Below are 15,279 nucleotides of genomic sequence, written 5' to 3'. Positions count from 1 at the left end.
GCTAAGAACTTCGAATTGACCGAATTTCAGAGATTTTTTGACGCTCAGGCGTAGGCGTCGAGCACACCATTATGGCGGGTGACGTTAAGCGCTTCCTGATTTTCTGCTTCGATAGCATCCGTCAACCGTTCGCTGCCTTGCTCAGAATCATCTGATGCCCCATCAGAAGAATCACCACCCTGCCCTTTTTCTTGCTGCGACACGTCAAACCCGGCCAACTCAAGACCTTGCTCCGCCAACTCATCTTTCAAGCGCTGAGCATTGGCTTCAAGGACCTCTTTAACCTGTGGCGTTTGCACCTGCACCTGGACGCTGGCCTGTTCCTGATTCACCTGAAGTTTTATTTCTAACGATCCTAATTCCGGTGGATCGAGATGAATTTCCGCCTGTTGAATATTCTCTGCAACCATAGTCACAATCCGACTGCCCATGGCAGGGGTCCATTGCTGTTTATCCCGACCAAATTCCAGCCGCTCTTTGCCATCAATTTGTTGTTGCTGCTCCTCCAGTTGCTGCAACTCGGCATCGGTCAGCAAAGCATCGTCACTGTTGGCGAATTGATCACTGCGGGTCAACACCTGGCCGTCTGTTGCGTTGCTGGCGGTTTGTGTCAGCGTGTCAGTGGCAACATGCACTTTTGCCGATTCAAACCGCTCGTTATCAATGGGATTAACAATTGGCTTGGTCGCAACGGTTGGTGAAGTCTGGCTAGCAATCTGAGTTTGCTGCACCGGATCACCTTCATTGCTATCTATCTCTTGCGGCAACAATGGCTCCTCTGTAGGTAGCTCTGACACCGGCCTACTTACAGCGCCTGGCGAAACCAATTGAGCAATATTTCTTGGCGCTGACGCTGAAGCTGGTTGGTTAATTGCCGGGCCAGCACTGGCAACCGTGGGCTGCTCAACAGGGATCAGAACAGAATCACTGATTTGCTGCGATTCACGAATCCTTTCAAGCAGTAATTGCGGTTGATACTCCTCCGGTAAACCTTCTGAAGGTAAACGTGTTTCAACATTCGTTTGTGGCGACGACAATATTTGTCCGCTCAACGGCAAACTGTCTCCGCTCGGAAGTTGTTCTTCACTTACGCCTTCAACCGGCAAAAGTTCACTGAGTACATCACCGAACTGACTCTCTGCCGCTTCCTCCGATAGGCTGACAGGCGCTTGTAACGCGGAAAAAGACGGTAACAATGACAACAGGCCTGGGGTAACGTCTGGCTGATTCATGCCTTCTCCATTGAGAGCTGAATTAATATCTAAGTTGGAATCAGCAAAGGGCGGGCCAATTTTCTGGGAAACCTATAAGAAAGAACAACCCCCGAAATTGGGGCTTATAGAGAAGGGCAATTAACAACAGGAACAATCTGTAGTCAGACCAATAGAGGTTGGAGGTAATTTTTTACGATGGCGTATTCTTTCTCAATGGCGGAGATAACCTGATGGAGATCTGACAATTCTCCGTTTTTGGCGGCACTTTCTAAAGAGAAACAGAGATCCGCAAGCGTTAAGGCAGAAATATTACTACTGGCACCTTTGAAACTGTGCGCCAATTCTCTCAAGGCCATGGCATCAGCAGCAGCCAATGCCTGATGTAATAACGGCAGACGGGAGTCAGAATCTTCAATATAAACCTGAAGCAAATCCGTAAATTCGTCGTCCATGACTTCCTTTAACATATCGAAAGCATCGGTATCAAAATGCTCTGGCCATCCCATTGCTCAGTCCTCTTATTCTGGTTTTGCTGGCCATCGTATCACTGCTTCAACAATATTGCCTCTACCGTGGTAACTCAATGATTCACAAACCTGACTGATTAACGGAATGCCACGACCAGAATAACGATTTTTTTTGTCACCAGTCTGACTGATTGCTGAATAATCAAAACCGTTGCCGCTGTCTTCCAGCTGAATGGTCAGACTGCCACAGCGTCCATCTCCCTGATGCTCCATCCGAATCTGGATATATCCGTCCTGCAAATTAGCAAGGCGACTTTCTCGTTCCTGATAATACAGAACGAAGCCATCCGCATCGGCTTTCAGTGACGAATTAAGCCCCAGTACACCATGCTCGAAAGAGTTGGAGAACAGTTCTGACATAACGGTGTAAAGCTGACCACCCATTGTCCTTAGACCGGGCACTTCCATCATAATGTGAATCATTAAGGGTAGCGGATTGAAATTTTTCAGCGTATCGGGACCAAGCCGATAGTCCATTTTCCAATCAATCGGTCCTGCAAGCGGACCGGAGTCCATTTGCACCTTCATATCTTCGATAACGGAATCCTGGACCATCTGAACTTCGATCAGCGTGGTATCGTCATCGCGTTCACTGCCTTGGGTAAATTCCGCCAGATTATTCTGAATGGAGTCAAAAACATCTGCGGGTGTTACCGAACCATCAAAAATAGCCCTTAACCGATCTTCACCAAACATCTCTCCAGTGGCATTTCTGGCTTCCTGAATACCATCTGACCAAAGAAATAAACGATCTTCATCGTCCATGGAAAATTCCATCAGATCGTCATTAAACTGCTCGTTACTCAATACACCGAGTGGTAGATTTGTAGAAGACAGCGTGTCCACGTCGCCATTGGCACGCAACAAATAGCAGTCTGGTAACCCCCCCATCCAGACATTAAGTGTTTTACGTCCCGGGTCGATATCCACAACTGCCGCACAACAAAAGAAACCAACCGGTAAGATACCTTTTAGCTTGAGGTTAATTTCACGCAGAATATCGCGGACGGCAAAACCCTTGGCACTCATACCATAAAAGATTTCAGCCAAGGGCATAGCTCCGATTGCCGCAGGCAAACCGTGCCCGGTGAAATCACCGAGCAACACATGCATTCCACCCGCTGGCTTACGAGCGGCCAGCAGTACATCACCATTAAATATCGATAAAGGCGACAACATGTAGCGAATATTGGAGGAGGATAAACAACCAGCGTGAGCGACATTATCGAATACCGCTTTGGCAACCTGTTGCTCATGCAGTAAATGTTCGTTGTTGTTAACAATCATATCGCGCTGAGACTGCAGCGTTTTGTGCATTTGCCGCATGCGCGAAAAGGAGTTTATTTTCGCCTGAAGAATGGTAGCGTTGTAGGGCTTACTGAGAAAATCATCGCCGCCGGAGTCAAGACAATCTGCGAGGCTTTGGGCATCAGTCAGCGATGTGAGAAAAATGATCGGAACAAAATCTTCACCACAACTGGCCTTGATTGCCAGTGCGGCTTCCTTGCCATTCATCTCCGGCATCATTACATCGAGCAAAATGATATCGGGAGCGAAAGTTGCGATGGCTTCAACCGCTTTTTTGCCGTTATCAACCTCATAAACCTCATGACCCTGATTACGTACAATACGGGATAACACCATCCGATCTATCTGATTATCGTCCGCAATCAGAATTTTAATACTGTCCATGTCAGAGTCCCGCTTACTGGATTCGGAACAGTTGCTCGAAATTTGAGATCGTCAGAATCTTACGCACATCCTGATTACAGTTCACGATCTGTACATCGGAACTATCACCCCCCGCATGATCGCGCAACAATAACAACATACCGAGAGCAGAACTATCTAGGTAAGAAGTACCACCCATATCAACAACATAAGAGGATATCCCGGAAGATACATTCTCATATGCGTCACGAAATTCCTGGTGAGCACTGAAGTCAAAGCGACCATCGATTTTGATCGTTAATTCGCGACCATCACCCGCCAGAGAAGACTGTACAGTCATCGGGTTACCTCCAATTAGTAATATGTATATTTATATTTAGCACAAAGAAGAAATTTGTCATGGCAATTGCGCAGCTTTTAGCATTTTTGACGCAATATTTGATAGCGACACCATTTCATCAACTGCGCCAAGGTCATACGCGGCTTTAGGCATCCCCCAGACAACAGATGAGCTTTCATCCTGTGCCAAGCACCGAGCGCCGGCATCTTTGAGCCGCTTCATGGCTTTGGCACCATCAGCCCCCATTCCGGTTAGCATGACCGCAACCAACTTGGTAGCCGGGGTCACTTGTGCAATCGCGTCAAACATTACCTCAACAGCAGGCTTATGGCGATTCACACGCTCAGTATCGCTCAGCTGACAGACGATATGCACTCCCTGCTTTCTGAACGTCAGGTGCGTGTTACCCTTAGCAATGATCACTCGTCCTGGCAGTACTTTCAGACCATCCTCAGCCTCCCGTACTTCCATCGCCAGAGAACGGTCAAGCCGCATTGCAAATGATGCGCTGAAAACTTCCGGAATATGCTGGGTGATCACAACTGGCGGACAGTTTTGTGGCAAACCTCCAAGTAATTCACGGATAGCTTCCGTTCCCCCGGTGGACGAGCCGATACAGATCATCCGTTTGTAGGGAACTTTGGCTAATGTCGGTACTGGTGTCCTCTGAACTGGGTTGTACGGACGCAAACGGGCTTTTGCTGCCATACGCACCTTTTCCAACAGATTCTCGACGAAATCGCTGAATTCAACCACATCTTTGGCTTTTGGCTTGGCGATGTAATCGACAGCACCAATTTCCAGGGCCTCCAGAGTTTCCGGAGCACCGGCCTCGGTCAGGGTTGACACCATCACCACAGGCATTGGTCGCAAGCGCATCAGGTTGCTGAGAAACTGTAAGCCGCTCATCCGCGGCATTTCAACGTCCAGAGTCAATACATCCGGGTTCAAACGTTTTATTTTTTCTCGTGCAATAAAGGGGTCTGCTGCAGTACCCACCACGTCGATATCGTCTGAACCAGTCAGGACTTCTTTTAACATTTGGCGAATCAGGGCTGAATCATCAATAATCAGGACTTTAATTCTATTGGTCATAACAAACTCAGAATAAATCTATGCCTCCGCCAGCAGGTCCTTTCGGCTGAGAGACCGTTTTACGATACTCAGTCTCACGTTGAATCAATGTATCATTGCTCATCTGCTTAATACGTCTGACTTTGACACTGCCAGTATCCGGGAAGTAAAGCACTTTACGGGCAAATACATCACCCACATCTGACGCTTCAACCTGCAAACCTTCACTTGCTAAGTAATTATAGGCGAACAGGATATTTCGTTGGCCGATATCACTCATGGAGGCGATCATCTGGCCGCCACCAAACAGCTTAACTTCGAGGTTTTCACGTTTACCACCACGCTTGAGAATTTCGTTAATCAGATACTCCATCGCCCAGTTGCCGTAGCGGGAAGCGTGTGTATTCGAATTAGTTCCCCAGATGTCAGAAGAAAACGCGCCTTGCATTGGCAGCATAAAATGATTCATACCACCAATGCCCCGAACCTTATCGCGAATACAGGCCGCAATACATGAACCTAATACCGTAACAACCATTTCTCCATGAGTAGAGATATAAAATTCGCCAGGTAAGATTTTGGCTGCCCAGACGTTATGCACGGGGTCCCAGTAACGATTGACATGCTCAAAACCCGAGCCTGCCGGAGGCTGAACAGCGCGTTTAGCTTCAGAAACATTCATCTTTTCTTCCGGTAAATGGTATTACCCAAATTTTCGAATCTGTCCGTAACACCATTGATATTCTCTGAGTGACCGATGATAAGGTGACCACCAATAGGTAGCATATCGGCGTATCGATCAAATAAAATATTCTGTGTTTCTTTGTTAAAGTAGATAACGACGTTTCGACAAAAGATAACGTCGAAAGGTCCTGTCATAGGCCACTCTTCGAGCAAATTAAGACGCTTAAAAAAAACCATCTTTCTGAGTGCGTCTTTCACCTGAACAGACTGTCCATCATTACTTCGATTAAAGTATTTTTTGACAATTTCACTGTCAATACCATCGATGTGTTCTGATGGATAAACGGCATCTCGACCGGCTTCAATGACGTTAGAGTCCAAATCGGTTGCCAGTATTTTCACATCCCAACTTAATGGGAATACAGACTCCTTTAACATCATCGCTATTGAATAAGCCTCTTGTCCGATCGAGCAACCGGCCGACCAAATCCGTAGTTTTCTACTGCTCTGATTGATGATGGCCAGTTTTGGAAATAGCTCTTCTTTTAGAAAATTAAAATGATGATTTTCCCGGAAAAATGATGTTAGGTTAGTCGTCAGAGCATTAATGAATTCCGATGCCTCAACAGCGTGATTACACTCCAGATAATTCAGGTAATCGGAAAAGCAGTCTAATTTCAGTGCTCTGACACGACGAGCGATACGGCTGTACACCATATTACGTTTGTGGCGGGCCAGAACAATGCCGCTGTATTGCAGTGCTAACTTCGAAATTCGATCGAAGTCAGCAGTGGTCATCCTGAATTCACGGTCATTATTACGTTGCTGTTCATCATAAACAGTGCTCACCGTTAAAATTCTGCCCATTCGCTATCTTCCTGACTAAAAGATAGTCCTCCCTGACTGGCATTACGTGTTGGATTAAAACCGGCATTAACAGCCGCTGATAATGACGACTCTCGGGACTTCACAGGAGAAGCATTGTTGATTGATGTTATATTCGTATGAGCATCAAGTGAAAAGAACTCCATCATCTGCATCATCGACTGAGATTGCTCAGCCATTGCTTCACCAGCCGCTGATGCTTCCTCAACCAACGCAGCATTCTGTTGCGTCATTTCATCCATTTGTGCGACCGCACTGTTCACTTGCTCAATTCCCGAAGATTGCTCGCGGGCAGCGGTGCTGATTTCCTGAATCATGTCAGAAACACGATCAACAGAGTGAATGATTTCGTTCAATGTTTTACCCGATTCATTAACCAGCGATGTGCCTGCATCCACCTTATCAACACTGTCACGAATCAGATCTTTAATTTCTTTCGCCGCACCTGCCGAGCGTTGTGCCAGATTTCGGACTTCGCCGGCAACCACAGCGAACCCTCGACCTTGCTCGCCTGCTCGGGCTGCTTCAACCGCTGCATTCAGAGCAAGTAAATTGGTTTGGAAAGCAATTTCATCAATTACACTAATAATGTCGGCGATTTTCTTGCTGGAATGGTTTATTTCTTCCATGGCGTTGACTGCCTTACTGACAACGTCGCCACCTGATTGCGCTTTTTGCTTCGCAGATGCCGCCAGCTCATTAGCGTGAACTGAATTATCACTGGTTTGTTTTACTGCACTGGTCATCTCTTCCATGCTGGAGGCCGTTTCCTCCAGACTGGAAGCCTGAGACTCGGTACGTTTACTTAAATCAGCATTGCCCTGGGCAATTTCACTGGCTCCGGTCGATACCGTCGAGGCAGCTTCACGAATGCGGGTAATAATATCGGTCAGGCGATCAACGGTGGTATTGGCATCTTGCTTGAGCTTATCAAACGCTCCCTGATAATCTTCTTCAATTTTTCGTGTCAGGTTACCGTGTGCCAGTGCGTCGAATACACGAATGGTATCGGACACCACACTGTCTGAAATGGTGAGCAATTTATTCAGGCCATCGGCTAATTTCAGGAAGAAGCCGTCTTTACCCTCCATTGCAATACGGCGGGATAAATCACCCATTGTTGCAGCTTCTACAATCTGGTCTATTTCCTGTTCAGCTGAAACCTCTGCAGTACGGTCCTTCCATTCCACAATGGTTCCGATACGATCTTTGCTTTCATTAAAGATCGGGTTTGCAATTAAGCTAAACGTTCGACCACCCACTTTTATCTCGGTACGATACTCGCTTTCGAGAGCCTTAACCATGTGTCGTTGATGGGCTGGATTTTTATGAAATATATCAATGTTCTGGCCATCTAACTGACTGGCATTAAACCCAGGTATATCACTGCGAATGTCCGCCTCAGCATTACTCATCATTTCTTTTACTGCTGCGTTCATGTAGATGATATTAAAATCGGGGTCAGCAATCATGGCATTGGTAGATACAACATCCAGTGCTTGCTTAACCCGAGCGTTTGCATCTGCAAGTACCTTCTCTTCGGATAAGCGAGCCAATTCATCAGTCAGATCCTGCCACTCAACAATGGTGCCAATACGTTCACCAGACGAATTTGACCAAGGCGTTGCTGTTAGGGAGAAAGTAGCGCCTCCGAACGTCAAACGGGTGCGATACGGTTCTTTGTAATCGCCAATCATCCTGTTTTGATGCGATGATTCCTGATGGAACTGTTCTATGCTGCTACCAATCAGTTTTTCTACGTCAAACGACGCCAGGTCTTTACGAATATCATCCTGGCGGTGCGATAAGGCTGCTCGCAGGCATTCGTTAATATACGTAATCTCCATATTACTGTTGGCTAACATGACATTCGCCTGACACACATCCAAGGCATTGGCGATGTCTGCATTACGCGCATTTATAATGGCCTGTTTGCGCTGCTCAGTAATATCCGTTGCGTATTTCACAACCTTGAATGGCTTACCGGTAACATCATAAATCGGGTTATACGATGCCTGAATCCAAACCTCTTCTCCGGTTTTGCCAAAACGCTGGTATTCACCGGAATCGTATTCACCATGACTCAGACGATCCCAGAAATTTCGATAATCGACTGACGATGCATAATCCGGATCAACAAACATGCGATGATGCTGACCTTGAATTTCCTCCAGGCGGTAACCGGTTACCGCGAGAAAATTATCGTTGGCATTGATAATAGTACCATCGAGATTAAATTCGATAACTGCCTGAGCTTTACTTATGGCATTTAACTGTCCTTCATAATCCGCACTTTTTTGCTTCTGCTCGGTAATATCAGTTGCGTATTTGACCACCTTGTATGGACGACCATGCTCGTCCATAATCGGATTATAGGAAGCCTGTATCCAGATATTTGCACCATTTTTAGCAACGCGTGGAAATTCAGCAGACTGAAATTCACCCTGACCCAAACGCTCCCAGAATTCACGATACTCAGCACTCACGGCAAGTTCTGGCGAAACGAACATTCGATGATGCTGGCCCACAATTTCATCAAGACCATACCCCATCGCTGCCAGGAAATTACCGTTGGCAGTAATAATGGTGCCATCCATATTAAACTCAATGACAGCCTGACTCTTGTCCAGAGCTTCCACCTTCGCCTTCAGCTCGCGTAATAAAACACTGTCTTTTTCTGTTTGTTCGTCAGCGAAGAAATTTTTTAAAATATTCATAGCAATACCCTTTGAGTATCTGCATCGCTTCAGTCAGCGAAAACAGTATAATTCCTGATAATCATGACTTGAGTTACTGAGCTGCAACGAGTTTAGTCAGCGTTTTTTGTTCAAAACTGAGTAAGGACTCCACATCCAGGAGGATGATCATTTTATCGTCTACATTAACCAGACCCTTAATAAATGCTGAGTTCTTATCTTCTGTCAGTTCCGGGGTTCTACGAGTCTCGTCGTCCGAAATGGTGTACACATCTGAAACTGCATCAACAACAATTCCCATAACACGTTCTCCCTGATCTGATTCAAATTTCAAAATAGTGACAACAGTAAGTGGACTATATTGAACATCCTCTAGACCAAAACGTGTACGCAAATCCATAATGGGAACAATCGTCCCCCGAAGATTAATGACACCTTTGATATAAGCAGGCGCATTCGGGATAAAGGTGGAGTCTTCCCAGCCACGAATTTCCTGGACAGCAAGAATATCAACACCATATTCCTCACCCGCCATTATAAACGTCAGATACTGGTGCTCGGCATCAGATTCACTCACACTCACTTCATTTATTGCTGCCATATCGAATTCCTTAAGCCGCTTGCTCGGATGTTTTCTTGCTTTGAGCAAGTGGGTCAATACGTTTGCCAATACTGGAGGTATCAATAATTAAAGCGACCGTTCCGTCTCCAAGAATCGTTGCACCTGAAATACCGGAAACCTTCTGATAATTCTGTTCCAGACTTTTAATAACAACCTGCTGCTGGCCTAATAAATCATCAACCACCAGGCCAATTTTCTCGTTATCGGCCTCAACGATGACCAACATAGTTTCGCCAGATTCTTCGAAATCGCGTTGTAGATTAAATACTTCATCAAGACGAATAATCGGAATATAATCATCACGCAACTGCATAACCTGCTGGCTACCCGTGATATTGTTCAATGCTTTGTTTTCTAACTGAATAGATTCAACAATCGATACCAGAGGAAAAATGTAGGTTTCGTTGGCAACACGAACGAGCTGACCATCAAGAATCGCCAACGTCAAAGGCAGCCGAATGGTGAATGTTGAACCAACACCGGGTTTCGAGAATACATCAATACTGCCATTTAGTTCGTTGATATTTCGTCGTACAACATCCATACCCACGCCACGACCAGAAATATCACTAACCGTCTCTGCGGTCGAGAACCCGGGTAGAAAGATCAAGTTATGAACTTCTTCCGGAGTCATTGGCTCGGATTCCTGAATAAGCCCGTTGGCAATGGCTTTTTGACGGATTTTCTCTTCATTCAGACCTGATCCATCATCTTTAACTTCGATAACAATATTTCCACCCTGGTGAAATGCATTCAGAGTGATTGTGCCTTGCTCTGACTTACCAGCAGCCAAACGCGATTCCGTTGTTTCCAGTCCGTGATCAATAGAATTACGGACGAGATGGATCAGGGGATCACCAATTTTTTCCATCACCGTTTTATCAAGCTCGGTACTTTCGCCCAGCATGACGAGATTAATCTTCTTACCTAACTGTTTTCCCATATCCCGAACGAGGCGTGGAAAGCGACTAAAGGCAAAGCTGATTGGCATCATGCGAATTTTCATCACACTTTCCTGCAGCTCCCGGGTATTCTGCTCTAACTGCGACAACCCCTCCTGTAGCTTCGCCAGGCGACTCAGGTCAAAATCAGTACCAAGCTGACCTAACATGGACTGCGTAATGACCAGCTCTCCGACCATATTGATCAGACTATCGACTTTATCGATTGATACTCGAATCGATGAATTTTCTGCAGCTTTTATGGCATTCTTCTGCGGCGATTTTATTGTCTCTGGTTTCAGGTTCGGATCAGCGGCTGACTTCTGTTCGTCCGGTAAAGCCGTACTTGCGGCTACAGCATTGGTATGGGTGTCATCAGATGAGGGGCTCACATTGTCGATAGCCTGTGATGGTTGATCAGGCTGTGATGCTTCGGAGATGAGCGGAATGTACTCTATCTCACATTCGTCTTCGACCCATTCGAATACGCAGGAAATCTCCGGCTTCGTCACACTTTTACGAACGTAAATATCCCAGTTCAGATAGCACGCTTCCGGATTAAGACTGGTGAATTCTGGTAACGTCGAAAAATCCGGAGTAACTTCGAGATACTCTTCACCCACAATTTCAGCCAACTCGCGGAACATTCGGAATGGCTCATTACCAGTCCGTAAAATATCCACATCACTTTTAAAACGAATATGCCAACCAGTGTCGTTTTGATCGTTCTCTGATGTGGTTATCGCCATATTTTCAACGGTTGCAGAATCACCGTTAAGAATGACCTCGAAACTCGCTTTCAATTCATCAGCGCGAGTCATCTCGGCTTCTTCACCCGTTTGCAGGGTGGTTAGCATTGAACGCAGGCAATCAACAGACAACAAGAATAACTCAACGTATCGCTGCTCCATCGAACGCTGCCCAGCGCGAATTTCATCCAGCAGTGTTTCTACCACATGAGTGAACTCGGATATCTGTAAAAAACCGAAAGTACCGGCACCGCCTTTAATCGAATGGGCAGCACGGAAGATTGTATTGACCGTTTCACTGTCTACATCACCTGGCTGCAGTTCAAGCAGCTGGCTCTCCATGACATCAAGACCTTCAAAGCTTTCTTCGAAAAAGACCTGATGAAACTGTGAAAGATCAACACTCATAACGATTATCCTAAAACACGCTTAATCGTGCTTAGTAATTGGTCTGGATTGAATGGCTTCACAATCCACCCCGTGGCTCCAGCCTGTTTGCCCTGCATTTTCATATCACCTGCTGACTCTGTTGTCAGCATTAACAACGGCGTGAATTTATAATCGGCCAGCTGACGCAGCTCTTTAACTAATTCAATACCATTCATGTTTGGCATATTCACATCTGACAACACCAGATCAAATCTACCTTTTTTGGCTTCCGCTAATGCCTCAACGCCATCACTCGCCTCTACGACCTGATAGCCAGCGCCTTTTAAAGTAAAGGACACCATCTGACGCATGGACGCAGAGTCGTCGACAGCTAAAATATTCGCCATGTTGGAGAACTCCTGTTCGATATAATTACTTATTGGGTGCTTGAGAGACCAAGCGAAGCGCGCAGGCCCAAATAACCTGCAGTTTCATTGAGGCAATCACTGCTACCAGACCAATAAATATCATGCCCGGTTACTTGTAATTTTTGTCTTAAACTGACCACCAGCTGCAAGCCTGCGGTATCGCAGTAATTCACATCAGAGGCATTCAATTCGATATCGACATCAGACGTCAAAGCGCTTTCCATTTCGCTGTAGAGGCGTTCAACATGCTCGATACTGAGCCGATCACCACAATGAATATTGATCCTGTCCGACATGAAGGACACCTATCTCTCTCTTCTCACGATTAAGATTAGACGTCGTTTACGAAGCTGCTAATAAACTTTGCAGCATTTTTTTAAATTTAAGAAGGGAAGATAATATGAACGTTTGTACAGATTATTTTTTATGACATAGAAATGCTTTTCGATTAGCCCACTCATCAGCAACACGCTGGGCTTGTTTATCTTGCTGGGCATCAAACTCCGCATTTAATTTATCCTGTAGCCCACATAATGCTTTTACCTTACCGTGTTGCTCCATATACACTTTTTTCGCCTGATCAACCTGCTGCCGTGTCAGACTTAACTGCTCATTTTGCTGTAACAGGGCTTGTTTAATCTGACCAATAAATCCCAGTGCATTCTGTATTGATCCGCCACGGAGTTGACGTGTTGAGGGCATGGAAATTCCTTTTTGGTATTCGCTGATATAGCTGTCCAACTGCGCTTTCTGGGCTTCTTCCTGTTGCAGTTTTTGTTGTAATTTCCCCCATTCAGCCAATGCCTGCTGCTCGGATTTTTCTGTTAAATCAACAATGACCTGCAAGCGCTTGGCTCTCGGGTGGCGTTGCATATTTAAGCCTCTTGCTGAGCGCCCGGATCAGGGAACAGTGACTGCAATTGATCGTAACTCTCCTGCAATGATGACCCCTCCTGCAATTGCTGCCTCAACATCGCTTTAATCGCTGGCATGCGATCCATAGCAGCATCCAGTACCGGGTCGCTGCCAGCCTGATAAGCACCAACACTCACCAGATCCTGATTCTGACGATAATGCGACATCAGGTGCTTGCACAACTGGGCTTTTTGCAGCCAATCCTGATCGACGATTTGTGGCATCACCCGGCTGACTGATGCTTCAACATCAATTGCTGGATAATGACCCTCTTCTGCCAATGCGCGGGATAACACAATATGACCATCGAGAATTGCACGACTGGCATCGGCGATAGGATCCTGCATATCATCACCCTCGCTCAGGACGGTATAAAACGCCGTAATAGAACCACCACCAGCAGGACCATTACCAGTGCGTTCAACCAACTTGGGCAACTTATTAAAAACAGAAGGCGGATATCCTTTTGTAGCTGGCGGCTCTCCGACCGCCAAGGCAATTTCACGCTGTGCCTGGGCATATCGTGTTAACGAGTCCATTAGCAGTAAAATATTCTGGCCCTGGTCGCGAAAATATTCAGCGACGGAAGTACAATACTGGGCAGCACGTAAACGCATTAACGGCGAATCATCTGCTGGTGAGGCAACCACAACCGAACGTTTCAGTCCCTCCTCGCCCAGAATTTCATCAATAAACTCTTTTACTTCCCGGCCTCGTTCACCAATTAAGCCAACAACAATAATGTCAGCCTCAGTAAAGCGCGTCATCATCCCCAGCAACACCGACTTACCCACACCACTGCCGGCAAATAAACCGATACGCTGTCCACGCCCGACCGTCAGCATGCTATTAATGGCGCGAATGCCAACGTCCAGTGGCGTGCGGATAGGATCACGATGAAGTGGATTGATAATTCGTCCCTGCAAACTGCCTGGCTGCGGTTCTTCAATCGGGCCGTGTACATCCAGTGGTCGACCAGTGCCATCAACGACGCGACCCAGCAGACCAAAACCGACTGGTACATCGGAACTGCCATGCAGTGGCCAGACTCTGGCGCCCGGACGCAGGCCTTCAACCTGCTCAATTGGCATCAAAAAAATACGATCCTGATCAAAGCCAACCACCTCTGCTTCGACATCTTCTCCACCATCTCGCTGTACCATGCAGCGATCACCTACTTTTACATTCAGTCCCAACGCTTCAAGGGTTAAACCGACCATGCGGATTAAACGGCCCGCAACTCGAGGACGATAGCGATCTGCTTCAGGCTTTAACCCAAGCCAGTGATCACTCAGCATGAGGTGGTGCCATTGGATTATCGAGATTCACATCCGTCTCGGAATTTTCGGCCGCTTTGAGTAATTTTGGAATAAATGCCGAAAGTTCGGTGTTGAGTTTTTCAGATACCGAGTATTCGATTAACGTCTGCTCGGTCTCGATGCGACAATCACCGCCAGCCAAATCCGGATCTGAATAGAAGTGCATTGTTTCTGTATCAAAACCCGCACGATCCAGATAGCTTAAATCTGCGCTATTTAAATACACGTTTATTGATTGGCTACTGCCGGGTAATTCATGCAACGCATCACGGATAAATTGCTCCATCGCCTGATTGCCTAACGACAGCTCGTGTTTCACAACCTGAGAGGATAAATTACGAATCATTTCACAAACAACAACAGGCAATTGCTGATCACGTTCAATAACACTGGCTTGCAGGTGTTGGTTGGTCCGGTTTAAATGCTCGCAAGCCTGCTGGATTTGTTGCTGCCCTTGCTCAAGACCCTCAGCCTCGCCGCTTTCAAACCCGCGTTGACGTCCTTCCTGTTCGCCTTTGACACGCCCTTCATCTAAGCCCTGAGAGAAGCCATCTTCGTAGCCCTGTTTTTCGCCTTGTTGACGGCCTTCGACCAGCCCTTGTTCCAAACCCGCGTTGTAAGCATCACGGCGAATATTCTCCAGTTCTTCTGCGGTTGGCATCGGAAAAGATTCTGGTTGCGGATCGGCTTGCGGCTGTTCTTTTTGCTGTTGCTCTTTTTCTTCTTTTTCAACCAGCCAGGCGGGCTTATCCGTCCAGAACGGTAATCGCCAGGGCTTGACTTCTTCTTTAACTTCATCTTTGGCAATCGGATGAGAGTGATTGTTCTGGCGTAACTCAGTCATG

General features: G+C 46.5%; 14 protein-coding genes and 2 pseudogenes. All 16 read right to left on the bottom strand.

What is annotated here, in order from left to right; all coding sequences use genetic code 11:
- Window positions 1-44: 44 nt before the first annotated feature.
- Window positions 45-1,232, bottom strand: a complete 1,188-nt coding sequence (locus tag MK185_13255; protein ID MCH2041591.1) for a flagellar hook-length control protein FliK — start codon at window positions 1,230-1,232, stop codon at window positions 45-47.
- Between the two features lie 143 nt (window positions 1,233-1,375).
- Window positions 1,376-1,720, bottom strand: coding sequence for an Hpt domain-containing protein (locus tag MK185_13250; GenBank protein ID MCH2041590.1), 345 nt, complete (start codon window positions 1,718-1,720; stop codon window positions 1,376-1,378).
- Window positions 1,721-1,732: 12 nt separating this feature from the next.
- A complete protein-coding gene (locus MK185_13245) occupies window positions 1,733-3,433 on the bottom strand; it encodes a SpoIIE family protein phosphatase (protein MCH2041589.1) in 1,701 nt (566 codons plus the stop codon).
- 13 nt (window positions 3,434-3,446) lie between these two features.
- Window positions 3,447-3,752, bottom strand: a complete 306-nt coding sequence (locus MK185_13240) for an STAS domain-containing protein (protein MCH2041588.1) — start codon at window positions 3,750-3,752, stop codon at window positions 3,447-3,449.
- Window positions 3,753-3,809: 57 nt separating this feature from the next.
- Window positions 3,810-4,847, bottom strand: a complete 1,038-nt coding sequence (locus MK185_13235; GenBank protein MCH2041587.1) for a chemotaxis response regulator protein-glutamate methylesterase — start codon at window positions 4,845-4,847, stop codon at window positions 3,810-3,812.
- A gap of 7 nt (window positions 4,848-4,854) precedes the next feature.
- On the bottom strand, window positions 4,855-5,508 hold the full coding sequence (gene cheD / locus MK185_13230) for a chemoreceptor glutamine deamidase CheD (GenBank protein ID MCH2041586.1): 654 nt from the start codon (window positions 5,506-5,508) through the stop codon (window positions 4,855-4,857).
- On the bottom strand, window positions 5,505-6,377 hold the full coding sequence (locus tag MK185_13225; GenBank protein ID MCH2041585.1) for a protein-glutamate O-methyltransferase: 873 nt from the start codon (window positions 6,375-6,377) through the stop codon (window positions 5,505-5,507). The genes cheD and MK185_13225 overlap by 4 nt, the downstream gene beginning before the upstream one ends.
- A 182-nt stretch (window positions 6,378-6,559) precedes the next feature.
- Window positions 6,560-7,063, bottom strand: a pseudogene (locus MK185_13220) (methyl-accepting chemotaxis protein).
- A 285-nt stretch (window positions 7,064-7,348) separates the two neighbouring features.
- Window positions 7,349-8,992, bottom strand: a pseudogene (locus tag MK185_13215) (PAS domain-containing protein).
- A gap of 193 nt (window positions 8,993-9,185) precedes the next feature.
- On the bottom strand, window positions 9,186-9,692 hold the full coding sequence (locus tag MK185_13210) for a chemotaxis protein CheW (GenBank protein ID MCH2041584.1): 507 nt from the start codon (window positions 9,690-9,692) through the stop codon (window positions 9,186-9,188).
- Between the two features lie 10 nt (window positions 9,693-9,702).
- Complete coding sequence (locus MK185_13205; GenBank protein MCH2041583.1) at window positions 9,703-11,811, bottom strand: chemotaxis protein CheA; 2,109 nt, start codon at window positions 11,809-11,811, stop codon at window positions 9,703-9,705.
- Between the two features lie 5 nt (window positions 11,812-11,816).
- Window positions 11,817-12,179, bottom strand: a complete 363-nt coding sequence (locus MK185_13200) for a response regulator (protein MCH2041582.1) — start codon at window positions 12,177-12,179, stop codon at window positions 11,817-11,819.
- Between the two features lie 29 nt (window positions 12,180-12,208).
- Window positions 12,209-12,496, bottom strand: coding sequence for an STAS domain-containing protein (locus tag MK185_13195; protein MCH2041581.1), 288 nt, complete (start codon window positions 12,494-12,496; stop codon window positions 12,209-12,211).
- A 121-nt stretch (window positions 12,497-12,617) separates the two neighbouring features.
- Window positions 12,618-13,073, bottom strand: coding sequence for a flagellar export protein FliJ (gene fliJ / locus MK185_13190; GenBank protein MCH2041580.1), 456 nt, complete (start codon window positions 13,071-13,073; stop codon window positions 12,618-12,620).
- A gap of 2 nt (window positions 13,074-13,075) precedes the next feature.
- Window positions 13,076-14,413: a flagellar protein export ATPase FliI gene (gene fliI / locus MK185_13185; GenBank protein ID MCH2041579.1), complete on the bottom strand. Its 1,338-nt coding sequence runs from the start codon at window positions 14,411-14,413 to the stop codon at window positions 13,076-13,078.
- Window positions 14,403-15,278: a hypothetical protein gene (locus MK185_13180; GenBank protein ID MCH2041578.1), complete on the bottom strand. Its 876-nt coding sequence runs from the start codon at window positions 15,276-15,278 to the stop codon at window positions 14,403-14,405. The genes fliI and MK185_13180 overlap by 11 nt, the downstream gene beginning before the upstream one ends.
- Window position 15,279 lies beyond the last annotated feature (1 nt).

It is taken from the genome of Saccharospirillaceae bacterium, from assembly GCA_022448365.1.
GTDB lineage: Bacteria > Pseudomonadota > Gammaproteobacteria > Pseudomonadales > Oceanobacteraceae > Bacterioplanoides.
Note: the sequence above shows the minus strand (reverse complement) of the source record. Positions and strands in the feature narration are given on the sequence as shown.